The 22,322-nt window shown below is 67.2% G+C and carries 22 protein-coding genes; 15 read left to right on the top strand and 7 right to left on the bottom strand.

The window, feature by feature from the left end; translation table 11 throughout:
* The first annotated feature begins 226 nt into the window (after nucleotides 1-226).
* The gene (locus tag DVS29_RS27500; RefSeq protein WP_118183689.1) at nucleotides 227-1,216 is read left to right on the top strand and encodes a LysR family transcriptional regulator; all 990 of its coding nucleotides are present in this window, start codon (nucleotides 227-229) and stop codon (nucleotides 1,214-1,216) included.
* A 188-nt stretch (nucleotides 1,217-1,404) separates the two neighbouring features.
* Here DVS29_RS27500 and DVS29_RS27505 read toward each other — a convergent pair whose 3' ends face one another.
* The gene (locus tag DVS29_RS27505; RefSeq protein WP_118183690.1) at nucleotides 1,405-2,382 is read right to left on the bottom strand and encodes a 2-dehydropantoate 2-reductase; all 978 of its coding nucleotides are present in this window, start codon (nucleotides 2,380-2,382) and stop codon (nucleotides 1,405-1,407) included.
* Between the two features lie 512 nt (nucleotides 2,383-2,894).
* On the opposite strand from DVS29_RS27505, the gene DVS29_RS27510 reads away from it, so the two are divergent.
* The 9 genes from DVS29_RS27510 (at nucleotide 2,895) to DVS29_RS27550 (ending at nucleotide 11,518) form a co-directional block, all read left to right on the top strand.
* Nucleotides 2,895-4,106, top strand: coding sequence for a M23 family metallopeptidase (locus tag DVS29_RS27510; RefSeq protein WP_164707999.1), 1,212 nt, complete (start codon nucleotides 2,895-2,897; stop codon nucleotides 4,104-4,106).
* A gap of 290 nt (nucleotides 4,107-4,396) precedes the next feature.
* A complete protein-coding gene (locus tag DVS29_RS27515; protein WP_118183692.1) occupies nucleotides 4,397-5,806 on the top strand; it encodes a DUF2252 domain-containing protein in 1,410 nt (469 codons plus the stop codon).
* A gap of 106 nt (nucleotides 5,807-5,912) precedes the next feature.
* The gene (locus DVS29_RS27520; protein ID WP_118183693.1) at nucleotides 5,913-6,677 is read left to right on the top strand and encodes an SDR family oxidoreductase; all 765 of its coding nucleotides are present in this window, start codon (nucleotides 5,913-5,915) and stop codon (nucleotides 6,675-6,677) included.
* Between the two features lie 91 nt (nucleotides 6,678-6,768).
* Nucleotides 6,769-6,993 (top strand): oxidoreductase-like domain-containing protein, encoded by a 225-nt coding sequence (locus DVS29_RS27525; RefSeq protein WP_118183694.1) that lies wholly within the window; start codon nucleotides 6,769-6,771, stop codon nucleotides 6,991-6,993.
* A gap of 94 nt (nucleotides 6,994-7,087) precedes the next feature.
* Nucleotides 7,088-7,951, top strand: coding sequence for an NAD-dependent protein deacetylase (locus DVS29_RS27530; protein WP_118183695.1), 864 nt, complete (start codon nucleotides 7,088-7,090; stop codon nucleotides 7,949-7,951).
* Between the two features lie 54 nt (nucleotides 7,952-8,005).
* Nucleotides 8,006-8,662: a pyridoxamine 5'-phosphate oxidase family protein gene (locus DVS29_RS27535; RefSeq protein ID WP_118183725.1), complete on the top strand. Its 657-nt coding sequence runs from the start codon at nucleotides 8,006-8,008 to the stop codon at nucleotides 8,660-8,662.
* A gap of 33 nt (nucleotides 8,663-8,695) precedes the next feature.
* Nucleotides 8,696-9,307 (top strand): DUF938 domain-containing protein, encoded by a 612-nt coding sequence (locus tag DVS29_RS27540; RefSeq protein ID WP_118183696.1) that lies wholly within the window; start codon nucleotides 8,696-8,698, stop codon nucleotides 9,305-9,307.
* A 166-nt stretch (nucleotides 9,308-9,473) separates the two neighbouring features.
* On the top strand, nucleotides 9,474-10,883 hold the full coding sequence (gene gndA / locus DVS29_RS27545) for an NADP-dependent phosphogluconate dehydrogenase (RefSeq protein WP_118183697.1): 1,410 nt from the start codon (nucleotides 9,474-9,476) through the stop codon (nucleotides 10,881-10,883).
* Nucleotides 10,884-11,188: 305 nt separating this feature from the next.
* Nucleotides 11,189-11,518: a DUF4148 domain-containing protein gene (locus DVS29_RS27550; protein ID WP_118183698.1), complete on the top strand. Its 330-nt coding sequence runs from the start codon at nucleotides 11,189-11,191 to the stop codon at nucleotides 11,516-11,518.
* A gap of 130 nt (nucleotides 11,519-11,648) precedes the next feature.
* Here the strand turns inward: DVS29_RS27550 and DVS29_RS27555 are convergent, their stop codons facing one another.
* Nucleotides 11,649-12,458: a DUF2968 domain-containing protein gene (locus DVS29_RS27555; RefSeq protein ID WP_118183726.1), complete on the bottom strand. Its 810-nt coding sequence runs from the start codon at nucleotides 12,456-12,458 to the stop codon at nucleotides 11,649-11,651.
* A 122-nt stretch (nucleotides 12,459-12,580) separates the two neighbouring features.
* Entirely contained in the window at nucleotides 12,581-12,901 is a 321-nt protein-coding gene (locus tag DVS29_RS27560; RefSeq protein ID WP_118183699.1) for a hypothetical protein, read from the bottom strand.
* Between the two features lie 265 nt (nucleotides 12,902-13,166).
* On the opposite strand from DVS29_RS27560, the gene DVS29_RS27565 reads away from it, so the two are divergent.
* From DVS29_RS27565 to ltaE, 3 genes are all read left to right on the top strand, one after another.
* A complete protein-coding gene (locus DVS29_RS27565) occupies nucleotides 13,167-13,478 on the top strand; it encodes a cupin domain-containing protein (RefSeq protein WP_118183727.1) in 312 nt (103 codons plus the stop codon).
* Nucleotides 13,479-13,674: 196 nt separating this feature from the next.
* The gene (locus tag DVS29_RS27570; protein ID WP_118183728.1) at nucleotides 13,675-14,439 is read left to right on the top strand and encodes a peptidoglycan DD-metalloendopeptidase family protein; all 765 of its coding nucleotides are present in this window, start codon (nucleotides 13,675-13,677) and stop codon (nucleotides 14,437-14,439) included.
* Nucleotides 14,440-14,601: 162 nt separating this feature from the next.
* Nucleotides 14,602-15,606: a low-specificity L-threonine aldolase gene (gene ltaE / locus DVS29_RS27575; RefSeq protein WP_118183729.1), complete on the top strand. Its 1,005-nt coding sequence runs from the start codon at nucleotides 14,602-14,604 to the stop codon at nucleotides 15,604-15,606.
* 112 nt (nucleotides 15,607-15,718) lie between these two features.
* On the opposite strand, the gene DVS29_RS27580 is transcribed toward ltaE, so the two are convergent.
* Nucleotides 15,719-17,143 (bottom strand): MFS transporter, encoded by a 1,425-nt coding sequence (locus tag DVS29_RS27580; protein WP_205962522.1) that lies wholly within the window; start codon nucleotides 17,141-17,143, stop codon nucleotides 15,719-15,721.
* A gap of 469 nt (nucleotides 17,144-17,612) precedes the next feature.
* Entirely contained in the window at nucleotides 17,613-17,840 is a 228-nt protein-coding gene (locus tag DVS29_RS27585) for a hypothetical protein (RefSeq protein ID WP_118183700.1), read from the bottom strand.
* On the opposite strand from DVS29_RS27585, the gene DVS29_RS38195 reads away from it, so the two are divergent.
* Nucleotides 17,839-17,961 carry a hypothetical protein gene (locus DVS29_RS38195; protein WP_276314344.1) on the top strand — a complete coding sequence of 41 codons (123 nt, stop codon included), beginning with the start codon at nucleotides 17,839-17,841 and terminating at the stop codon, nucleotides 17,959-17,961. The two genes, DVS29_RS27585 and DVS29_RS38195, sit on opposite strands and share 2 nt — an antisense overlap.
* Before the next feature lie 154 nt (nucleotides 17,962-18,115).
* Complete coding sequence (locus tag DVS29_RS27590) at nucleotides 18,116-20,569, top strand: glycogen/starch/alpha-glucan phosphorylase (protein WP_118183701.1); 2,454 nt, start codon at nucleotides 18,116-18,118, stop codon at nucleotides 20,567-20,569.
* 93 nt (nucleotides 20,570-20,662) lie between these two features.
* Here the strand turns inward: DVS29_RS27590 and DVS29_RS27595 are convergent, their stop codons facing one another.
* The gene (locus tag DVS29_RS27595; protein ID WP_118183702.1) at nucleotides 20,663-21,061 is read right to left on the bottom strand and encodes a DUF6232 family protein; all 399 of its coding nucleotides are present in this window, start codon (nucleotides 21,059-21,061) and stop codon (nucleotides 20,663-20,665) included.
* Between the two features lie 106 nt (nucleotides 21,062-21,167).
* Nucleotides 21,168-22,316 (bottom strand): ornithine cyclodeaminase family protein, encoded by a 1,149-nt coding sequence (locus tag DVS29_RS27600; RefSeq protein ID WP_205962520.1) that lies wholly within the window; start codon nucleotides 22,314-22,316, stop codon nucleotides 21,168-21,170.
* Nucleotides 22,317-22,322: the final 6 nt, after the last annotated feature.

Here is a 22,322-nt window from a genome sequence, read left to right on the forward strand (position 1 = left end):
TTCCTTCATTTCGCTCGCGCGAAATCGAGGCCCGCTTCATCGACTGCACGCACGGCCGGGGTCCAGTGGACACGGCGCCGAGTGCCGCGATGCGAAGCGGGCTTCGGACGTTGCAAGCGCCTCGAATATCGAAAGCGCCGAAAGCTTCAACGCGGGACCGACGGCGGGCCGACCCGGTCCGCGCGGATCCGGAGTTGCCGGCGCCGGGCCGAACGTATCGCTGACCATGAACGTTTCACTGCATCAACTGAAGGTTTTCATCGCCGTCGCGCGCGAGCAGAGCTTTACGCGCGCGGCGCGCGAATTCGATCTCACGCAGTCGGCGGTGAGCCGCTGCATTCGCGAACTCGAGGACGCGATCGACCTGAAGCTGTTCGATCGCACGACGCGCCAGGTCGAGTTGACCAGCGCGGGCGCGACGCTCGAGCGGCGCATCGGGCGGCTGCTCGACGAGATCGAGCTCACGCTGCTGGAAGGTCGCGCCGCGCATGAGGGGCACACGGGGCTCGTGATCGTCGCGAGCAATCCGGTGCTGTCGACAGGCTGGGTGCCGGAGGCGCTCGCGCGCTGCGCGAAAGTGTCGCCGGCGCTCGTCGTGTCGATGCGCGATCTGTCGCAGTCGGCGGTGATGACGGCGGTCGCGCAGGGCGAAGTCGACTTCGGTCTCGTGTCGGGCGCGGAGCCCTTGCCGGCGGATGGCTGCATCGACGGTCTGCGTGCGCAGCCGCTGTTCGCGACGCCGCTGTGCGCCGTGCTGCCGGCCACGCATCCGCTCGCGAAGGAGACCACGCTGACGTGGGCCGCGCTCGAATCGATGCCGCTCGTCACGCTTAATGAAGACAGCGGCGTGCGAGCGGCCGTCGCGCGCGCGCTCGGCTCAGGACGCGCGCGCGGGCGGCCGTTGCAGGCGCTCGGTCACGTCGCGGCCGTGTGGCGGATGGTCGAACTGCAACTGGGCGTCGGGATTCTGCCGGTCGGCGAGCACTGGCCCGACGTGCCGGAGCATCTCGTCGTGCGGCCGCTCACGCCGGACCAACGGATCGTCACGCAGCTGGTGCGTCGACGCAACCGGTCGCTGCGGCCGAATGCCGAGACGGTATGGACGCAGTTTGCGTCGGTCGACGAGGCGATGGATTCTGCAATGACTGGTGCAATCACGCCGGAGCCGGTCGTGACGGAAATCGGTCGGCCGAAGGGACTCGCGCGGGTGGCCTGAGCGCGCTGCGGGCCGCTGCTGGTTGCCGCGGCCCGCGCGCGGTGCACGACAAAGCGCGATAAAGCCGCAGCGCAGCGCACGACAAACCGCAACGCAAAAAATAGGGAGAACGGCAAAACATCTGCCGCTCCCCCGTCCTGGAAACTGTTGCTGGTTTGCTCCGATTCGCCGGCGCGGTGGAGGAACCGTCAAGCCGCCTGCATCGCCATCCGTTCACGCTGCTTGACGAGCGCGAGCACAGTGTCGATGGTCGGCGTCGCTTCGCCGACGAGACGCCCCATCTCCTGCACGACCGTCAGCAGCGGATCGATCTCCATCGGGCGGCGGTTTTCGAGGTCCACGAGCATCGACGTCTTGTGCGCGCCCACCGCACCCGCGCCGTCGATCCGCTTCTCGACGTCGACGCGGAAATGCACGCCCAGCTGGTCGCCGATGCGCTTCGCCTCGAGCATCATCGTGCGCGACACGGCGCGCGTCGCGGGGTCGCTCGTGATGACGTCGAGCGTTGCGTGGGTGAGGGCGCTGATCGGGTTGAAGCACAGATTGCCCCACAGCTTCAGCCAGATTTCGTCGCGGATCGTGTCGCGGATCGGCGCGTCGAAACCGGCCGCCTGCATCATCTCGTGCAGCGCGACGACGCGCTGCGTGCGCTCGCCGCTCGGTTCGCCGATCGGAAACTTCTTGCCGTAGGTGTGCTTGATGACGCCCGGCTCGACGATCTCCGCAGCCGGATACAGCACGCAGCCGATCGCGCGCTCGGGGCCGAGCCGCGTCCATTGCAGGCCGTCCGGATCGACGCTTGTCAGCCGCGTGCCGGCGAACTTGCCGCCGTGCTCGTGGAAGTACCAGTAGGGAATGCCGTTGACGCCGGTGACGACGGCCGTGTGCTTGCCGAGCAGCGGCTGCATCGACTCGACCACCGCCGGCACCGAATGCGCCTTCAGCGTGATGATCACGTAGTCCTGCACGCCGAGTTCGCGCGGATCGGACGTGCAGCGCACGTTCGCCACGACTTCGCCCTCGTCCGAGATCACGCGCACGCCGCGCTCGCGCATGGCGGCCAGATGCGGCCCCCGCGCGATGAAACTGACGTCGGCGCCGGCGCGCGCGAGCTGCGCGCCCATCAATCCGCCGATCGCACCTGCTCCGAAGATGCAGATCTTCATCGTTCTCCTCCAACCCAATGACATGAAACCGCGTGCCCGTTCTTGCGCGTGACCTGGCGTGGGGTTCGCCGCCATGCGCGGCGCGCCGGCCGTGCGCATACGCACGGGGCGCCGTGTCAGCGACAGGCTATGGAGTCCAGCATAAAAGGCTGGGACGATTGAAGATAGTTAAAGTTTGTCGCCTGAATCATTAGCTATTGCTTATGGATTCAGGCGTGGCATCGCACTCGGTGCGCGAGCCGGAAGCTCACGCCGGGTGGGTTCGGGAGCGCTTCGCAACGACGGTTTAGGACGGATTCTGAGGAGGTTGGGACGAATACAAGAATCGTCCTATCGAATGCAAAAAAGCGTGCTTCTACACTGATCTTCTTTCACCGGGTCGCGCGGTGCGATGAATGACAGGTCCAGCCGGGCCGCGTCGTTTCCTCATCGGTTCGCGCCGCCGCCGTGCCGGTTTTTGTCCTCACGGTTGCTCAGCCCGTTTTCCTGTTTCTGCCTGCGAGATTTACGTGATGTTCACACGTCGATACCTGGCGCGCAGGCAGGTCGTTTCCCCGAACGCGAGCGCCGCGGCGCTTCCGGAACGCGAGTCCCCGATCGGCTCCGCGGCGCGTATCGCGCTGCTCGCCGGCCTGCTGGGTACACTCGGCGCATCCGCCGCGTGGAGCGAGGCGTCGCCGTCGACCCTGACGGCACACCGACTCGCGGAAACGTCCCTGCATGACGCGCAACCCGATTCGTCCTCCGCCGCTTCGCCGATGCTGCTCGCGCTGTGCCGCACCGACCCGCAACTGTGCAGCGCGTCCGGCGCCGAGCGCGTGCAACACCAGTGGCGCGGCAAGATCGTGCGCCCCGACGCGACACCGCTGTCGACCGCCGCGCCGTTCGCCGCGAACAGCGCGGTTGCAACCGTGCTGGCCGGCTCGATCGACGGCACGTTGCGGCTCGCGCTGCAGCGCGCCGACGTGCCGGCTGGCATCGTGACGCAGCTGAAGCAGATCTTCGGCGCGCGCCTGAATCTCGATGCGCCGGCGCAGCCGGGCGACAGCTGGCGTGTCCAGTACGACCGCACCGCCGACAGCGCGGACGTTCGCGTGACGGCCGTCGAGCTGCACGTCGCGGGCGACACGTGGCGCGCGGCCTGGTTCGACGGCGGCTGGTACACGTTCGACGGCGAGCCGCTCAGCGCCATGCCGTTCGCGACGCCGGTCGCCTACACGCGCATCAGCTCTCCATTCGGCATGCGCGTGCATCCGGTCATGGGTCAGGCGCACATGCATACCGGCGTCGACTTCGCCGCGCCGCTCGGCACGCCGGTGCATGCCGCGGCGCCAGGCGTCGTGGTGGCAGCCGGCTGGGAGCACGGCTATGGCAACCGTGTCGTGGTGCGTCACGCGGACGGTTATTCGACGGTCTACGGACATCTGTCGAAGCTCGCGAAAGGGCTGCGCGCCGGCATGACCGTGACGGCAGCGGACACGATCGGAAAGGTGGGCAGCACCGGGACGTCGACGGGTCCGCATCTGCACTTCGAGGTGCGCGTGGCCGATCAGCCGGTCGATCCGATGACGCTCACCGGCGACGGCGCAACGCCGCCGCTTTCGCCCGCGCAGCGGCTAGCGTTCGAAGCCGCGATTGCCGGCATGCGCGAGCGTTTCGCGACCGCCGACGCCGTCAAGGTCCGCACCGCATCGACCGACACCGAGGTTCGCGCGGCCTACTGAAGCCGATACGAAGCGTTCTCCATCACACGACGACCCGCCCGGTTCCCGCCGGCCGGGTCGTTTTCTTTTCGCACGTTTCGTCGGGCGGATTCACAAATCCGACATGCTGACGACACGAATCCATGTATCGATGCAATGCCGGACGCGACGCCCGCTGCCGGCGCTTGCGATCGGCTACGCCGCGGGATTTAATACCGCCGTACCAGGCGGACGGCCCGGCACGATGCAATGCGACGCGACGCACTTCGAGTCCACCAGAGTCCACCAATCAGAACAGAACGGAGAACGAGATGAGGGCCACCACCATTGCCGATCGCGAAGCAGCCGGCCGTGCTGCGCGGGAACGCTCGAAGCGCTCGAGCCATCGCCTGACGGGCGAACTGCGGCGCGACCCGATCGCGCTGCTGGAAGCGAACAGCGAAGGGCGCGTCGCGAAGCTGGTGCCGCTGCGCTACGGACGGATGGCCGCGTCGCCGTTCACGTTCTTTCGCGGCAGCGCGATCCTGCAGGCGCACGATCTCGGCCAGGTTCCGCACACCGGTTTCGTCGCGCCGATCTGCGGCGACGCCCATCTGATGAATTTCGGCGGCTTCGCGACGCCCGAGCGTCAGCTGGTGTTCGACCTGAACGATTTCGACGAAGTCGCACCGGGTCCGTTCGAGTGGGACCTGAAGCGTCTCGCGGCGAGCTTCGTGGTCGCCGCGCGCCATATGCGCCTGAGCCGCGCGACGGCCGACGAGCTGGTCATGACCGCCGTCACGCAGTACCGCGACCGGATCGCGCAGTACGCGCAGTCCGGCGCGCTCGACCTCTGGTACGAGCGCATCACGTTCGACCTGATGATCGAAACCGCGCTGACCCAGGAAGGCCGCCGCGCGATCCGCCGCGGCATGGAGAAGGCCGCGGGCCGCACGCACGAAAGCATGCTCGCGAAAATGGCCGCCTTCGAAAACGACGCGTGGGTCATCCGCGATGCGCCGCCGAGCCTCTTTCACGTGCAAGGCAGCAATTCGCTCTTCGATGAGGGAGACGAAGGGTTCCGCATCGGCGACGGGCGCAAGCTGGTCGATGATATGTACGACGGCTACGCGAAAACGCTGGCGCCGGACCGCCGCGAGCTGCTCGAGCATTTCACGCCGCAGGACCTGGTGTTCAAGGTGGTCGGGGTGGGCAGCGTCGGCACGCGCTGTCTCGTGCTGCTGCTGGTCGATCACATGGGCAAGCCGCTGTTCCTGCAGCTGAAGGAGGCGCGTCAGTCCGTCGTCTCGCAGTTCTTCAAGGCAACGGGTGTCAAGCATCAGGGCGAGCGCGTGGTGCGCGGCCAGCGGATGCTGCAGGCCGCGAGCGACATCTTCCTCGGCTGGACCATGGGTCCGTCGGGCAGCCACTACTACGTGCGCCAGCTGCGCGACATGAAGCTGTCGGTCAACGTCGAGCTGCTCGAGCCGGAGCTGTTGAAGGGTTACGCGCGCCTGTGCGGCTGGGTGCTCGCGCGGGCACACGCGAAGGCCGGCGGCCAGGCGATCGGGATCGGCGCGTATATCGGCCGCGGCGACCAGTTCGCCGAAGCACTGACCGGCTATGCATTCGCGTACGCCGATCAGGTCGAACGCGACTACGATGCGTTCCTCAAGGCCTGCCGCAGCGGCAAGCTCGAAGCGCGCAGCGACGAGGACATGGCCGGCGATTTCCAAATATGAGCCGCGTATGAGCCGCAAACGAACCGCATATGAACGTGCCGGGCGCGCGGTTTGCGGGAGCACGCTCTCATCGCCACGCTGACGAACACTCTACGGGAGGACGACCATGACGGATTCGAACGAAGGCAAGGTGGCGCTCGTCACCGGCGCGGGCAGCGGCATCGGCCGCGCGACGGCGGCGACGCTGCTTGCGCACGGCTATCGCGTCGTGCTGGTCGGGCGGCGTCAGGAGCCGCTCGCTGCGCTGGCCGCCGAAGCCGCCGCGCGCGGCGAGAACGCGCTCGCGGTGGTGTGCGACGTGACCGACCCGGTCGCGGTGACCGATCTGTTCGACACCGTGCGGCGCCGCTTCGGCCGGCTCGACGTGCTGTTCAACAACGCGGGCCGCAACGGCCCGCCGGTGGAGATCGACGAGCTCGACGTCGACGTGTGGCGCAATATCGTCGACGTGAACCTGACCGGCGTCTTTCTGTGCACGCGCGCGGCGTTCGGGTTGATGAAATCGCAGACGCCGCGCGGCGGCCGCGTCATCAACAACGGCTCGATCTCCGCGCACGCGCCGCGGCCGTACAGCATCGCGTACACGGCGACCAAGCACGCGATCACCGGGCTCACGAAGTCGGTGTCGCTCGACGGACGCAAGCACGACATCGTCTGCGGGCAGATCGACATCGGCAACGCCGCGACCGAGATGGCCGAGCGGATGGCGCGCGGCGTGCCGCAGGCAAACGGCGAACTTGCGGCCGAGCCGCTGATGGACGTGCAGCACGTCGCTGACGCTGTGCTGCACATGGCGGAGCTGCCGCTGTCCGCGAACGTGCAGTTCATGACGATCATGGCCAGCAAGATGCCGTACGTCGGGCGCGGATAAGAGTCGATGAGTAGCGCCAAGGGCCGCCGTTCGTACGGGCGTCGGCCGATTTCCTTATACTGGACGATTGTCGCTATCGCGCTGTCAACGGATGCCCCAGCCCGCCGTGCCTGCCGAGTCAAGATCCCGGGTCGACGTGCCCCGCGACGACGAGCCGCCGCCCGAGCCGCCGAAGCCGCCCACTTCGGACGAGTGCTGTCATAGCGGCTGCGATCCCTGCGTGTTCGACCTGTACGACGCGGCGCTCGAGCGCTATCGCGTCGCGCTGGCCGCCTGGGAGGCGCGGCATGCCGGCAAACGGCGGCGCGGGCGCTGAAACATGATGCGGATGGCGCGCCGGATCCGCGCCTGAAACACCTGCAACACCAGAAACGCGCAGCTGTCAGCCGTACGCTCACCACGTTCCGTTCATGACCGACCTTCTGCCGTTGACGTCCGATGTTTCCGCCATCGCCCTCGCGGGCCTGCACGACTTCGTGCGCGCGCATCCGCGCCTGTTCGTGCTGACGGGCGCCGGCATCAGCACTGATTCCGGCATTCCCGGCTACCGCGACGAGAACGGCGAGTGGAAGCGCTCGCCGCCCATCACGTTGCAGGCCTTCCTCGGTTCGATCGAAAGCCGCCGCCGTTACTGGGCGCGCAGCATGGTCGGCTGGCCGGTCGTCGCCGACGCGCAGCCGAACGACGCACACCGCGCGCTCGCGCGGCTAGAGGGCGCGCGGCACGTCGGCACGCTCGTCACGCAGAACGTCGACGGGCTGCATCAGCGCGCCGGCAGCAGCGACGTGATCGAGCTGCACGGCAGCATCGGCGGCGTCGTGTGCCTCGACTGCGGCGCGCACCGCACGCGCGCGGCGATCCAGCAGACACTCGCCGAAGACAATCCCGCGCTGCTCGACATCACCGCCGAAACCGCCGCCGATGGCGACGCGCACCTCGAATGGGACGCGCTCCACACATTCCGCGTGCCCGACTGCCCGGTATGCGGCGGGCTGCTGAAGCCGGCCGTCGTGTTCTTCGGCGAGGGCGTGCCGCGCGAGCGGGTCGACGCGGCGTCCGCGGCGCTCGAAGCGGCGGACGCGATGCTCGTGGTCGGTTCGTCGCTGATGGTGTACTCCGGCTACCGCTTCTGCGTGTGGGCGCAGAAGCTCGGCAAGCCGATCGCCGCGATCAACCTGGGCCGCACGCGCGCCGATCCGCTGCTCGCGCTGAAAGCGGAACTGCCGTGCGGACCCGCGCTGACCGCGCTGGCGGCGCAGCTCGCGGTGGACTGACCCGGACCGAAAACGCAAACACGCCGAACACGCCGAACCATGGACCAACCCGATATGACCGACACGATCGAGACCACGCAGACCAAGCCGACCGCAGCCGCCGCATCGCTGACTACCATCGAAGAACTCGAAGCGATCTACGGCCACCCGCACGAACGCGCGGTGAAGAAGGAAATCGCGTACGTGAACGCGGCGTACCGCGCGATGATCGAGGCGTCGCCGCTCGTCGTGCTGGCGACGGCCGGCCCTGAGGGCCTCGACTGCTCGCCGCGCGGCGACGCGCCCGGCTTCGTCGAGCTCCTCGACGAACGCACGCTCGCGATTCCCGACCGCCCGGGCAACAACCGGCTCGACAGTCTGCGCAACGTGATCGCGAATCCGCGGCTTGCGTTGCTGTTCGTCGTGCCGGGCATGGGAGAAACGCTGCGCGTGAACGGACGCGGCCGCATCACGCGCGATCCCGAACTGCTCGCGCGCTTCGCGGTGGACGGCAAGCTGCCGCGCACGGTGCTGATCGTCGATGTCGACGCGGTGTATTTTCATTGTTCGAAGGCGATGGTCCGCTCGCATCTGTGGGACCCGGCGCGTCACGTCGAACGTTCGCGGTTGCCGAGCGCGGGCGAGATCCACCGCAGCATCGTGGGTGACGGCTTCGACGTCGCGACGTATGATCGCGACCTCGCCGAACGCGTGCGAACGCAGCTGTACTGACCCATCCTCAACCGTTCCGACCGACCACGCGCGATGACGACCGATCCTGATCCAAGGCAACACGCACCCGCGGCCGACCGCAACCGCGAGCCGATTCTCGCGGTGCTGCGCGGCGTGCTGCCGCGCAAGGGGCTCGTGCTGGAGATTGCCAGCGGCACCGGCCAGCACGTGACGTTTTTCGCGGCGGCGCTGCGCGATCTGCACTGGCAGCCGAGCGATCCTGACGCTGATGCGCGCGCGTCGATCGCGGCGTGGACCGCGCATGCGGGGCTGTCCAACGTGCGGCGGCCACTCGAGATCGATGTGACGAATCCGGCGTGGGGCATCGACGGCGCCGATGCAATGATCTGCATCAACATGATCCATATCTCGCCGTGGGCGTCGACGCGCGCGCTGTTCGACGGCGCGCGCCGCGTGCTGACACCGGGTGCGCCGCTCGTGCTGTACGGCCCGTACCGGCGGCATGGCACGCACACGGCGCCGAGCAACGAGGCGTTCGACGCGCAGCTGCGGCAGCGCAACCCCGCGTGGGGCGTGCGCGATCTCGAATCGGTGGTGGAAATGGCGGACGCCGCGGGGTTCGACGCGGCAGAGCCGGTCGCGATGCCGGCCAACAATTTCTGTGTGATTTTTCATCGGCGCTAGCGCCGGCTTTATCGGCGACAGATGTCGCGCAGGGAGCAGCGAAGTACCGTTTCTTTTATCCTTTCACCCTCGACGCCGCGCCCGGACACGATCCGGGCGATCGTGACACATCGCAGGCGGAGCATCGCAGCGCGGCATCCCGACTTTTTGAAGCTGGAGAATTCTCATGGGAAAGCAGGCAATTGGCGTGGTGGGGTTGGCGGTCATGGGCCGCAATCTGGCGCTCAACATCGAGAGCCGCGGTCACGCAGTGTCCGTTTATAACCGTAGCCGCGAAAAGACCGACGAGCTGATCGCCGAGTATCCGGATCGCAAGCTGGTGCCGACCTATTCGCTGGAGGAATTCGTCGGGTCGCTGGAAAAGCCGCGCCGCATCCTGATGATGGTGAAGGCCGGCGAGGGCACCGACGCGACGATCGCGTCGCTGCGCCCGCTGCTGGAGAAGGGCGATATTCTGATCGATGGCGGCAACACGCATTTCACCGACACGATCCGCCGTAACCAGGACCTCGCGAAATCGGGTCTGCACTTCATCGGCACCGGCGTGTCGGGCGGCGAGGAGGGCGCGCTGAAAGGCCCGTCGATCATGCCGGGCGGCCAGCGCGACGCGTACGATCTGGTCGCGCCGATCCTCACCGAAATCGCCGCGAAGGCGCCGGACGGCGAACCGTGCGTCGCGTACATGGGTCCGGACGGCGCGGGCCACTTCGTGAAGATGGTCCACAACGGCATCGAGTACGGCGACATGCAGCTGATCGCCGAGAGCTACGCGGTGCTGAAGCAGGTCGTGGGGCTTTCGAACGAAGAACTCGGCAAGGTCTACACCGAATGGAATCAGGGCGAGCTCGACAGCTACCTGATCGAGATCACGTCGAAGATCTTCGGCAAGAAGGACGACGAGACGGGCAAGGATCTGGTCGACGTGATCCTCGACCGCGCCGCGCAGAAGGGCACCGGCAAGTGGACGAGCCAGAACGCGCTCGACCTCGGCGTGCCGCTGCCGCTGATCACGGAGTCGGTATTTGCGCGCGTGCTGTCGTCGCTGAAGACGGAGCGCGTCGCGGCCGCGAAGGTGCTCGAAGGGCCCGCATCGAAGCCGTTCGGGGGCGATCGCGCGGCGTTCGTCGAGTCCGTGCGCCGGGCGCTGTACTTCAGCAAGGTGATCTCGTACGCGCAGGGCTTCGCGCAGCTGCGCGCGGCGTCGCAGGAGTACAAGTGGGACCTGCAGTTCGGCTCGATCGCGAAGATCTTCCGCGCGGGCTGCATCATCCGCGCCCGCTTCCTGCAGAAGATCACGGACGCGTACGCGAAAGATCCGGCGCTCGCGAACCTGCTGCTCGACCCGTACTTCCACGACATCGCGGCGAAGTACCAGCAGGCGCTGCGAGATGTGGTGACGGCCGCGATCGCGGCGGGCGTGCCGGTGCCGGCGTTCGCGTCGGCGATCGCGTACTTCGACGGCTACCGTTCGGAGCGCGTGCCCGCGAACCTCGTGCAGGCGCAGCGCGACTTCTTCGGCGCGCACACCTTCGAGCGCGTCGACAAGCCGGGCAGCTTCCACGCGAACTGGTCGTAAGGTTGGCTGGCGGCGGGTGTTGGTCGCCGTTGGCCGCCGCTTCGAGTCTGACCGCAACGGGCGTCTCCGCAAGGAGGCGCCCGTTTTTCCTGTGCCGACCGAAGATGGCGAAATTGCCATAATTGTTACGACTCTCAGAATTCTGATGTTCGAAAAGGCTATCAATCCGTCAATACTTACGGATTCTGCAATAGATTATCGTCAAAGCAAGGGTTTTTACTTAGTCCTCCAATCCGTAGACTGACGTTGTGGTCCTGCTGATCGGGCGATCGCAGGACAAACAAACAACCAGATTGGAGGTCACCATGAAGTCGCTCATGTCCGCAGTTGCCGTCGCCGTTCTGCTTGCCGCGCCGGTCGCATCGTTTGCACAGTCGAACAACCAGCAGCCCGTGACGCGCGCGCAGGTTCGCGCGGAACTCGTCCAGCTCGAAAAGGCGGGCTACGATCCGGTGGCCGACAAGTACGACTACCCCGTGCAGCTCCAGGCAGCCGAAGCGCGCGTCGCCGCGCAGAACGGCGCCGCCCAGGCTCAGGCTGAAACCACGGGTTACGGCCCGGCGGTTGCGGGCACCTCGCACGCAGGCGGCCCGGTGTCGTCGGATGGCGTGAAGCCGGTGTATTTTGGCAACTAAGTTTTGTCACTCAGCCAGCTGAATTGGCCAACTAGATTGACCAACTGAATCAGCCCGCATCGAAGAAAAGGGCGCCGACCGGATCATCCGGTCGGCGCCCTTCGTTCGTCTACTGTGTGGCCGCGCGTGTTTAGCGGTTCGAAGGCAGATGCGGCAGATTTTCGTTGTTCACGATGTTGAGCTGGTGCAACTGCCGATGCGCCTTGTTCAGATGCGCCTGCGCAGCCACCCGTTGCGCTTCGAGCTGCGACACCTCCTTGCGCAGCTGATGCTGCCGGTTCGCGACGGACTGCTCCTGCGCCGTCGTGCGCTGTAGATGCGCGCGCATCCGTTCCGACTGCGCTTCCGATGCCGCGATCATCTTCGCGAGCTGATCGTTCTGCGCTTCGAGCTGCGCGCGGCGCGTCTCGCCGTCCGATAGCCGCGTGGCTTGTTCCTCGAAGTGATGAAACGCGGTCTCGGCCGATTCGAGATCCAGCGCCTTCAGCGCGCGCCACAGCGTGTTGTCGTGATAGAGCGCGATGTAATAGCAGAGATCGCGCGGATGAAACAGCAGGCTCGCCGAGTACGCGAAGCTGCGGAACACGCGAAACGGCGCGAGTTCCTCATGCGCGCACAGATCGTCGACTTCCGCGGTGTCGGCGGACAGCACGCCGCTGCGTCCGTTGACCTGGGTCGGCACCACTGGCACCGCGCGCAGCGTCGTCACCGGCCGCGGTGCCTCGACCGTCGCGGGTGCGCGATCGACCCGCGCGAGGCGTCCGTCGCGCGGATCGTCCGCGTCGACGGTGGCGTCCTGCGCGAGCTGCGCGGCCGCGGCGTCGGCTTCATCGCGGGGGATGCCGTCCTGCGCCGGCGTGAGTGACACATGCTCGACGTCGACGAGATGCGAAGGAGTGCTGGCGAGTACGGCGCTGCGTCGGTTCAGGAGGCTTTTCACGGCAGTTCCCCAAAAATGGCCGCGCGGCGACCCGAACTCGCCGGCCGCCGCCGGCGCACGGCGTCCGTGCGGAAAGCACAACAAACACGAGGGCCGGCGACATGCCGGCCCTCGCGTGCGAATCAGTGCAGGATGCGATGCCGGCGCGTGATGTCGTCGAACAGCGCGTCGCTGGGTTCAAGCGCGAGCAGCCACGACTCGTCGTAGCCGCTCAGGTTGTCGAGCGCCTCGCGCAGTCGTTCGAGCGCGATCGCCGGCAGTTCGACGCGCGCCTCGGTACCGCCCGAAATCCTCGCGATGCTGGCGAGCTGGATCAGCGCGTCGGCGGCTTCCGCCACATCGGCCGAGAACACGAGATGCGTGTTCAGCAGCTCGACCAAACCTGGCGATCCGGTGATGTCCTCGAGGCTCAACTGGACGGCCAGGAAGGTGGCTTTATTCATCCTCGGACTCCTTAAGGATTGATCGCGCGGCCTCGCGGACACGGCGCTGACGGCAGCGTGAAAATCCAGTATAGGCGAGGCTCGACGGGTTGCAATCGTCGCGCCGCGCGGGTTGGCGTTGTGTGCAATTGCTGCACGATGGCCGCCCGACGTTGCGAAAAAACGTCCGCCGTGCCGCATATAATGGTCGTCCTTTCCACTGTGTCACCGTCATCGTGCCGTGTATGCCGACGCATGCGCGGCAATGGGTTCGGAACCGTTCACAATGAAGATCATCCGCAGCAGGAGCTTCACGGCCGAGCGTCCCTGGGGCGCGCTCGACATCGCCAACATGCGCGGCATCACCACACGTCTGCACTGGACCGATCAGCCCTATCGTTGGCATATCAACGATGGCGAGGAAGTGTTCGCGGTGCTCGACGGCCGGGTCGAGATGCGCTATCGCGAAGACGGCGCCGAACAGTCCACGGTGCTCGAAACCGGCGACGTCTTCTTCGCATCGGTCGGAACCGAGCACGTCGCATACCCGATTGGCGAAGCGCGCATCCTGGTCGTGGAGACCGAAGGCAGCGTCTGACCGGACGCCGGACGTTTCGTGCGCGGAAATGGCGAACGATCGTCATCGTGCGGCGTCATAATCCCGAAGTCGACGCCGCGTGGTGCAAGTCTTGCGACGCGGTTTTCCGTGACGAGTCAAACGGTGCATTGAAGGCGGGGGCCATACGATGAACGCGAAGCGGCGCAATCCGAACAGATGGGCAGCAACCGCCGGCATGCGCGGCATACCGCGCGCGGCGGCCGCGCTAGGCGTGGCCGCGGGTGTGGCGGCGAGTGTGTCCACGCTGCTGGGCGGCTGCGAGATGATGCCGCAGTGGAACCCGTCCGGCGGAACCGGGCAGACGCAGGTCACCCAGCCGCCCGTCGCGGCCGGCTACTACCGCGTGAACCCCGGCGACTCGCTGCCGAGCATCGCCGCCGCGTTCGGCCAGCGCCCCGAAGACATCGCCAGCTGGAACAACCTCGTGCCCGGCTCGGCCGTGATGGTCGGCCAGGTGCTGCGCGTCGCGCCGCCGGCCGGGGCGAACGTTCCGCAGGCGCCGGGTGTCGTCGAAAACGCGGTGCCGATGCCCGCTCCCACGCCGGCGCCGATGCCGCAGGCGCCCGCCACGCCCACCGTTCAACTCGCGTGGCCGGTGCACGGCACGGTAATGCGGCCGTTCACGCCGGGCCAGAGCAAGGGCATCGTGATCGGCGCCCGCCCGGGCGATGCGGTGCGCGCGGCCGCCGCCGGGCGCGTCGTGTACGCGGGCACGGGCATGCCGGCCTACGGGCCGCTCATCATCATCAAGCACGACGCATCGGTCGTCACCGCGTATGGGCAGAACGGCCAGCTGTTCGTCAAGGAAGGCGACGCGGTCGCGCAGGGGCAGCAGATCGGCACGGTCGGCACCGACCCGCGCGGCGTGCCCTCGATCCAGTTCGAGGTGCGCTGGGACGGCCGCCCGGTCGATCCGCTTGCGTGGCTGCCTAGACAGTAAATTGAGCAGCGAACTGAGCAGCAGCGCCGAGTGGTCGCCCGGGCCCGCCGCGCCACGGGCTTTCGGGAGGCTTGATACACTGCACGATTCTCATCGTGCATGCCGTCTGTCGACGCGCGCCGCGTGCCCGACACCGCACTCCCGACCACTCAGGAAGCCACCATGATCGATCTGCGCAGCGATACCGTAACCCGCCCGAGTCCGGCGATGCTTGCCGCGATGACGTCCGCCGAAACCGGCGACGACGTCTGGGGTGACGACCCGACCGTGCTGCGCCTGCAGTCGACGCTTGCCGAGCGCGCCGGCAAGGAAGCCGGCCTGTTCTTCCCGAGCGGCACGCAGAGCAACCTCGCCGCGCTGATGGCACACTGTGCGCGCGGCGACGAGTACATCGTCGGCCAGGCGGCACACACCTATAAGTACGAAGGCGGTGGCGCGGCGGTGCTCGGCAGCATCCAGCCGCAGCCCATCGAAAACGCCGCCGACGGCTCGTTGCCGCTCGACAAGATCTTCGCCGCGATCAAGCCGATCGACCACCACTTCGCGCGCACGCGCCTGCTCGCACTCGAAAACACGATCGGCGGCAAGGTGCTGCTGCCCGGCTACGTCGCCGAGGCGACGGATCTCGCGCGTTCGCACGGGCTGTCCACCCACCTCGACGGCGCGCGCGTGTTCAACGCCGCCGTCGCGTCGGGTCAGCCGCTCGCGGCGCTCTGCAAGCCGTTCGATTCGGTGTCGATCTGCTTCTCGAAAGGACTCGGCGCGCCGGTCGGCTCGGTGCTGGTGGGCAGCCGCGCGCTGATCGAAGTCGCGCACCGCTGGCGCAAGGTGCTGGGCGGCGGCATGCGGCAGTCGGGCGTGCTGGCGGCTGCGTGCCTCTATGCGCTCGAACACAACGTCGATCGTCTGGCCGAGGACCACGCGAACGCCGGGCATCTCGCGAAGGGGCTCGCGTCGATCGGTCAGGTGGAGGTGCTGTCGCAGGCCACCAACATGGTCTTTGCGCAGTTTCCGCAGGAACACTGGGTGCCGCTCGAAGCGTTCCTGAAGGAGCGCGGCATCCTCACGCAGATGGTCTACACATCGCGCTTCGTCACGCACCTCGATCTGTCGCGCGCGGATATCGATACGTTCGTCGATGCCGTGAAGGCGTACTTCGCGCGTTGATGTGGGACGCGCGCCGGGCTGCCTTGGCGGCTCGGTGCGTCTTCGTTCACCGCCGCTGTTCACCGCCGCTGTTCACCACGGCAGGTTCACCACCGCCGTTCACACGCACTGCTCAAGCGCTTCCCGCCGCATCCGTCCCATCGCCGGCTATCTTGCCCGGCGTCACCGTCACGCTGACCGCGCTGCCCACCGCATGCCCCGCGCGGTGGCTCGGCGCGAACAGACGCAATCCGCTCGCCACGCTCGCCAGTCCGGAGAACACGCAGCCGGCGCCGAGCGCGAGCGTCGGCCCATGCCGACCCGCAATCCCGAAGCTCAGCGCGACGAGCGCCGCGCCGGTCGCCTGGCCGATCAGCCGCGCGGTCGCGACGATCCCGCTCGCGCCACCGCTGCGCTCGGGCGGCGCGCTCGCCATCAGCGCCTTCAGGTTCGGCGACTGGAAGAAGCCGAAGCCCGCGCCGCAGATCGCCATCCGGATGCCGATGTCGAGCACCGTCGGATGCGCGGGCAGGAGCGCCAGCGCCGCCATGCCCGCGCTCAGGATCGCGAGGCCGATCGCGCCGAGGAGCCCCGGCGGATAGCGGTCCGACAGCCGACCCGCAACCGGCGCCGCCAGCGCGACGATCACGGGCCACGGCGTCATCAGGAAACCGGTCTCGACCTGGCTGCGGTGCAGCACGTCCTCGAAGTAGAACGGCAGCGACACGAACGCGAGCCCCTGCGCGGCGAACGAACACACCGCCGTCACCGCGGACAACGCGAACACCGGCCGCCGGAACAGGTCGACCGGCAGCATCGGCGCGGGGTGGCCGTGCTCGCGGCGGATCAGCAGCGCGCCGAATGCGAGCGTGAGCGCGGCGGCGCTGAGCACGACTAGCGTCGGCCCGCGCTGCGCGGCTTCGCCGAGCGAGAAGATAAGCGCCGCGAAGGTCACGACGTTGAGCGCCGCCGCGACCGGATCGAACCCGTGCGAGCCGCGCGCGGTGTGCGGCAGCGCGGGCAGCGCGAACACCAGCGCCAGCACGCCCAGCGGCACGTTTACGGCGAACAGCCACGGCCACGTACCGAGCGACAGGATCATCGACGCGACCGTCGGCCCCACCGCGAACGAAAACCCCACCACCAGCGCGTTCGTGCCGAGCCCGCGGCCGAGCTGATGCGGCGGGTACAGGAAGCGGATCAGCGCGGTATTCACGCTCATGATCGCGCTCGCGCCGAGTCCTTGCAGCACGCGGGCGGCGGCGAGCATCGGCAGTGTGGTGACCAGCGAACAGCCGAGCGACGCCAGCGTGAACAGCGCGATGCCGGCGATATAGATGCGCCGGTGCCCGACGATGTCGCCGAGCGCGGCGAGCGGCAGCAGCGTCGCGACCATCGCGAGCTGATACGCGTTGATGATCCACACCGACGCGGCGGGCGCCGCGTGCAGATCGGCGGCAATGGTGGGCAGCGCGGTGTTGGCGATCGCGGTGTCGAGCGTCGCGAGCGCGACGGCCAGCATGATCGCGACCAGCGCGCGACGGTTCGCGCCGGACAGCGGCGCGTCGCCGCGCAGCGCGGCAGGGGCCGCGGAAGCCGCGGACGGTCCGGGGCCGGTGGGGGGAGTGGCAGCCAAGTCGGGTTCCCGTCGGAAGGGTGGGGCGGGAGATCCGGCGTTGCCCAATGCGCCGCCGGATGGGTCCAGGTTCAGCGATTGTCACAGAGGCGCGACGATTTTGCAGTGCAGCGGGCAGGCGGAGCAGGAGAGCCGCTGCCCGGAGCCAAGGTTTTCATGTGGCCGTACGAGATGACTGGAAGGCAACTAACGGTCGAGCCCGCGCGCGCTCACCAGACACATAGGCCAGCGGCACATCAACACGCACGTCAAACCGCGAAAGCATGCAACCCGCATGGCCGCAAACCTCGTCCAGACGAAATCCGCGGTCAAGGGGGGAAATCGACATGCTCGCGATGGGGGAACACTGGTATCGTGGGCCGGTCAATCTTCGGTATCGACTGAATTGAACTCAACTCAACGACGCCAGCAAGATCGAAAGCTTCCTGATATGAGCCTTGAATGCTTCGCCGGTTTCCAGTTCGTGCCCGCCGCTCAGATGCGGCATGTCGGCGAGTTCGACCTGGGTCTGGAATTCGTCGGCGATGCGGCGGCGCGTATCGGGTGGCAGCGCGCGGATCACCGACATCAGCAGCAACTCCTGCGCATGAATCGTCCCGAGCATGGATTGTGCATTCATGATGACCTCCTCGTGCGCGCTGCGCGTGGTGGCGGACCCGGCATCGGGCCTCGCGGCGTGGCTGCGAGGCCGGCACGGGCCGGAAGCGCCGCCACGGGATCGCGCCGTGCTTTCATGGTAGTGCACCCACGCCGTGCCGCTGCACCGGAAACGGGCGGCTCGGCCGCGAGCAAAATGTCCTACTCTGCAAGTTAACCCGCCTGACCGGCATGCGCGCACTCGCCGCCGACCCAGCGGCGTCGCACATGCTGGATCGATTTCTCCCGGAGGCTTCAATGACAGCCGTGGATCTGGAATTCGACCAGCTCAACAGTACGGTCGATGCGCTTCGGCGCTCCATCTCCAACCGCATGATGTATGGCGTCGGCAAGGACGCCATCACCGCGCAGCCGCGTGACTGGCTGCATGCCGCCGCATTGACCGTGCGCGACCGTCTCGTCGCGCGCTGGATGAAGACCACCCGCCTGCAGTACGAACAGGACGTGAAGCGGGTCTACTACCTGTCGATGGAATTCCTGATCGGCCGCACGTTTACGAACGCGCTGCTCGCGCTCGGCATCTACGACCAGATGAACGAGGCGCTTGCGAGCATGGGCGTCGACATGGCGTCGCTCGTGAATCTCGAACCCGATGCGGCGCTCGGCAACGGCGGTCTCGGTCGGCTTGCCGCGTGCTTTCTCGATTCGATGGCGACGCTCGGCATTCCGGGCTTCGGCTACGGCATCCGCTACGAATACGGGATGTTCCGCCAGCAGATCGTCGAGGGCGAGCAGCTCGAGACGCCGGACTACTGGCTGCGCGCGGGCAACCCGTGGGAGTTTCCGCGGCCCGAGGTGCAGTACATCGTACACTTCGGCGGCCGCACGGTGCAGCGCGACGATCGCGTGGAGTGGATCGACACCGAGCACGTGAACGCGATGGCGTACGACACCGTGATTCCGGGCTACGCGACGAGCGCGACCAACACGCTTCGGCTGTGGTCCGCGCGCGCGACTGAAGAGCTCGATCTGTCGGCGTTCAACAAGGGCGACTATCGCCGCGCGGTCGAAGCGAAGAACACCTCGGAAAACGTGTCGCGTCTGTTGTACCCGGACGATTCGACGCCCGCGGGCCGCGAGCTGCGTTTGCGCCAGGAATACTTCTTCGTGTCGGCGACGATGCAGGATCTGATCCGCCGCTACCAGCGCACGCACAGCACGTTCGGGCGGCTCGCCGAAAAGGTTGCGGTGCATCTGAACGACACGCACCCGGTGCTCGCGATTCCCGAACTGATGCGGCTTCTCGTGGACGTGCATCACGTGCCGTGGGACAAGGCATGGAAACACATCCAGCAGATGTTCTCGTACACGAACCACACCCTGATGCCGGAGGCGCTGGAGACGTGGGACGTCGAGATGCTCGCGCGCCTGTTGCCGCGTCACCTCGAGATCATCTTCGACATCAACGCCGAATTCCTGAAGCACGTCAGCGAGCATTCGGGGCACGACGTCGAGATGATCCGCCGCATTTCGCTCGTCGACGAATACGGGCAGCGTCGCGTGCGGATGGCGCATCTCGCGATCGTCGCGAGCCAGAAGGTGAACGGCGTGTCGAAGCTGCACTCGCAGCTGATGACGCGCGACATCTTCGCCGACTTCGCGAAGATGTGGCCCGAGCGCTTCACCAACGTCACGAACGGCATCACGCCGCGGCGCTGGCTCGCGCAGGCGAGCCGGCCGCTGTCGTCGCTGATCGACGAGCAGATCGGCACGCACTGGCGCCGCGATCTGTTCGAACTCGAGAAGCTCGGCGACCTGCGCGGCGACCCTGCGTTCACGTCCGCGTTCCGCGCGGCGAAGCGCAGGAACAAGCAGCATCTCGCGCATCATCTGGCGCAGCATCTCGGCCAGACCGTGAATCCCGACGCGATCTTCGATCTGCAGGTGAAGCGCATTCACGAGTACAAGCGACAGCTGCTGAACGTGCTGCACGTGATCGTGCGCTACAACCGCATCCGCCAGCATCCGGAGCGCGACTGGGTGCCGCGCGTCGTGATGTTCGCGGGCAAGGCCGCGTCCGCGTACCGGATGGCGAAGACGATCATCAAGCTGATCGGCGACGTGAGCGCGAAGATCAATAACGACCCGGTGGTGGGCGACCGGCTGAAAGTGGTGTTCGTGCCGAACTACGGCGTGAGCGTCGCGGAGATGATCATCCCGGCCGCGGACCTGTCCGAGCAGATCTCGATGGCGGGTACGGAGGCGTCGGGCACCGGCAACATGAAGCTCGCGCTGAACGGCGCGCTGACCATCGGCACGCTCGACGGCGCGAACATCGAAATCTGCGACGCGGTGGGGCGCGAGAACATCTTCATCTTCGGCCATACCGCCGACGAAGTGGACGAGCTGCGCGCGAAGGGTTATCGGCCTCGTCAGCTGTACGAAGAGAATCCGGAACTGCGGATGGCGCTGGATCAGATCCGCACCGGCTTCTTCTCGCCGGACGATCCGCACCGGTTCTCGGACATCTTCCACACGCTCGTCGACTGGGGCGATCACTACATGGTGCTCGCCGATTTCGCGGCGTTCGCGAAGGCGCAGGAAGAGGTGGATGCGCGTTTCGTCGATACGCAGGCGTGGACCGACAGCGCGATCGCGAACGTGGCCGGCATGGGGCAGTTCTCGTCGGATCGCACGATCGGCGACTACGCGCGCGAGATCTGGCATGTGAAGCCAGTCGAAGAGGAGTGAGCGGGCCGGTCGATGCCGGACGGTGAACGAAAAGCGGCGGTTGCGTTTGCGCGCAACCGCCGCTTTGTCATGGTGCGAACCAGGCGGCCGTGCTTAAGCGGCCGGCCCGCTAGCAACGACCGCCGCATCCTTCGCGCGCGTCACCGCTTGCGCGACGCGCTCGACGAAGTCCAGATCGACGCTCGAAATCGTGTCGCGCTCGCCGCTCGCGGTCTTCAGCATCAGGCGGTGCGTGACGTCCTGCGTGAACCACGCCAGGATCCCAACCACGATCAGCATGACGCCGAGCACGAAGCCCGCGCCCGATCCCGCCACGCCGCCCGCGATCGCGCCGGCGAGCCCGATGAGCGAGATCGTCGTCGGCAAGGCCTTGTTCTTGGGGATCGTGACGACGCGCACGCCTTCGATCTCGCGCAGCGCGAAGACCTGGCCAGCCGCCGAGAACGCGTTGCGCGTGACCGAGACGCCGCGCTCGTTGAAGGGAGTATCCATCGATTCGAAATGCCTGCAGTCGCGAATGGCGCAGAGTACCAGACATCGAGCGAGTGGAGTGGCGGACATTTTGCCGCTGGAACGGGCAGGGACGACGGGAACCCCTTCAGTTCCTGATCGACTGCACGAACCATTGCAGCGGCAGTCGCTGACCGAGACCTCTGCGCAGCGCTTCGCGATACACCACGCCGCCCACCGCCGCGAACTGCACGCCCCAGTTGCCGGGCGTGAAATAGAAGCTGATCTGCCGGCTGTCGGTGCGGCCCGGCGCGTGGCCGGCAATCACGTCCGCATAGGTCGGCCATGACGTCGTATCGACGCGCGCCCGCTTCGCCACCGGCAGCCGCGCGCGTTCCGCCTCCGAGCCGCCGACGAACGCATTCGGGCTGCCCGAGATGCGCTGGCTGAAGCGCTCGCTCTCGGCCATCGGTAGCGGCTCGCGTCCTTGCACCACCTTCACGTCGAAGCGTTGCACCGCGTCTGCATCGAATTCGCGCGGCGTCAGCGCGACCACGTGCATGCCCGGTTCGAGCCACGCGGGGTCGAGCACCGGCGTCATGCTGTCGGTGCAGGTCGACACGATGTCCGCGCCGCGCACGGCATCATGCGGCGCATCGACTGCGAGCACGTCGATGCCGAGCTGTTCGCGCATACGCTGCGCGAAGCGCTGCCGGTTCGCTTCGCTGCGGCTGTACACCCGCACGCGTTCGATGGGCCTCACCGCGACGAGCGCTTCCAGAAACGTCGCGGCCATGCCGCCCGAGCCGATCATGCCGACCGAGCGCGCATCCGCGCGCGCAAGCAGACGCGTGCCGAGTCCCGCCGCGCCGCCCACCCGCATATGCTGCAGGTGGCCGTCATTGAGGAGCGCGAGCGGCGCGCCGTTTTCCGTGCTGAACAGCACGACGAGCCCGCAGTACGTGCCGGGCTCGATGCAGTACTTCTGCTCGCTGCCTGCCGCGCCGTGCCCGCGCGGCCACACCATCACGTCGGATTTGAGCCGTACCGCGAGCACACCGTCCGTTGCGCCGTCCACGGAACCAAAGCGGTAGTAGCTGTCATCCGAAGCGGTCGGCACGTAGGTGTCGATGCGCGGCCGGCCGATCGATGCGCCGCTCGCGAGGCCCGCGAACGCACGCTCCTGCGCGTCGATGCAGTCGCGCATCGTCAGCACGCTCGCCACCAGCTCGTTGTCGATCAGCAGCACGTCGCCGGCCGGCGTGTTGTGCGGCGTGGAAATGGAAAGCGCGCTCATCGTCCG

This window comes from Paraburkholderia phosphatilytica, from assembly GCF_003443895.1.
Lineage (GTDB): Bacteria > Pseudomonadota > Gammaproteobacteria > Burkholderiales > Burkholderiaceae > Paraburkholderia > Paraburkholderia phosphatilytica.

Excerpts from the sequence above, each read along its gene's own strand:
- DVS29_RS27515 (WP_118183692.1), top strand. The coding sequence starts at position 4,397 with ATGAGGGCCACCACCATTGCCGATCGCGAAGCAGCCGGCCGTGCTGCG.
- DVS29_RS27520 (WP_118183693.1), top strand. The coding sequence starts at position 5,913 with ATGACGGATTCGAACGAAGGCAAGGTGGCGCTCGTCACCGGCGCGGGC.
- DVS29_RS27530 (WP_118183695.1), top strand. The coding sequence starts at position 7,088 with ATGACCGACCTTCTGCCGTTGACGTCCGATGTTTCCGCCATCGCCCTC.
- DVS29_RS27565 (WP_118183727.1), top strand. The coding sequence starts at position 13,167 with ATGAAGATCATCCGCAGCAGGAGCTTCACGGCCGAGCGTCCCTGGGGC.
- DVS29_RS27525 (WP_118183694.1), top strand. The coding sequence starts at position 6,769 with ATGCCCCAGCCCGCCGTGCCTGCCGAGTCAAGATCCCGGGTCGACGTG.
- ltaE (WP_118183729.1), top strand. The coding sequence starts at position 14,602 with ATGATCGATCTGCGCAGCGATACCGTAACCCGCCCGAGTCCGGCGATG.
- DVS29_RS27535 (WP_118183725.1), top strand. The coding sequence starts at position 8,006 with ATGACCGACACGATCGAGACCACGCAGACCAAGCCGACCGCAGCCGCC.
- DVS29_RS27560 (WP_118183699.1), bottom strand. The coding sequence starts at position 12,901 with ATGAATAAAGCCACCTTCCTGGCCGTCCAGTTGAGCCTCGAGGACATC.
- DVS29_RS27550 (WP_118183698.1), top strand. The coding sequence starts at position 11,189 with ATGAAGTCGCTCATGTCCGCAGTTGCCGTCGCCGTTCTGCTTGCCGCG.
- DVS29_RS27595 (WP_118183702.1), bottom strand. The coding sequence starts at position 21,061 with ATGGATACTCCCTTCAACGAGCGCGGCGTCTCGGTCACGCGCAACGCG.
- DVS29_RS27570 (WP_118183728.1), top strand. The coding sequence starts at position 13,675 with ATGCGCGGCATACCGCGCGCGGCGGCCGCGCTAGGCGTGGCCGCGGGT.
- DVS29_RS27510 (WP_164707999.1), top strand. The coding sequence starts at position 2,895 with ATGTTCACACGTCGATACCTGGCGCGCAGGCAGGTCGTTTCCCCGAAC.
- DVS29_RS27500 (WP_118183689.1), top strand. The coding sequence starts at position 227 with ATGAACGTTTCACTGCATCAACTGAAGGTTTTCATCGCCGTCGCGCGC.
- DVS29_RS27600 (WP_205962520.1), bottom strand. The coding sequence starts at position 22,316 with ATGAGCGCGCTTTCCATTTCCACGCCGCACAACACGCCGGCCGGCGAC.
- DVS29_RS27590 (WP_118183701.1), top strand. The coding sequence starts at position 18,116 with ATGACAGCCGTGGATCTGGAATTCGACCAGCTCAACAGTACGGTCGAT.
- DVS29_RS27585 (WP_118183700.1), bottom strand. The coding sequence starts at position 17,840 with ATGAATGCACAATCCATGCTCGGGACGATTCATGCGCAGGAGTTGCTG.
- DVS29_RS27505 (WP_118183690.1), bottom strand. The coding sequence starts at position 2,382 with ATGAAGATCTGCATCTTCGGAGCAGGTGCGATCGGCGGATTGATGGGC.
- DVS29_RS38195 (WP_276314344.1), top strand. The coding sequence starts at position 17,839 with ATGATGACCTCCTCGTGCGCGCTGCGCGTGGTGGCGGACCCGGCATCG.
- DVS29_RS27540 (WP_118183696.1), top strand. The coding sequence starts at position 8,696 with ATGACGACCGATCCTGATCCAAGGCAACACGCACCCGCGGCCGACCGC.
- gndA (WP_118183697.1), top strand. The coding sequence starts at position 9,474 with ATGGGAAAGCAGGCAATTGGCGTGGTGGGGTTGGCGGTCATGGGCCGC.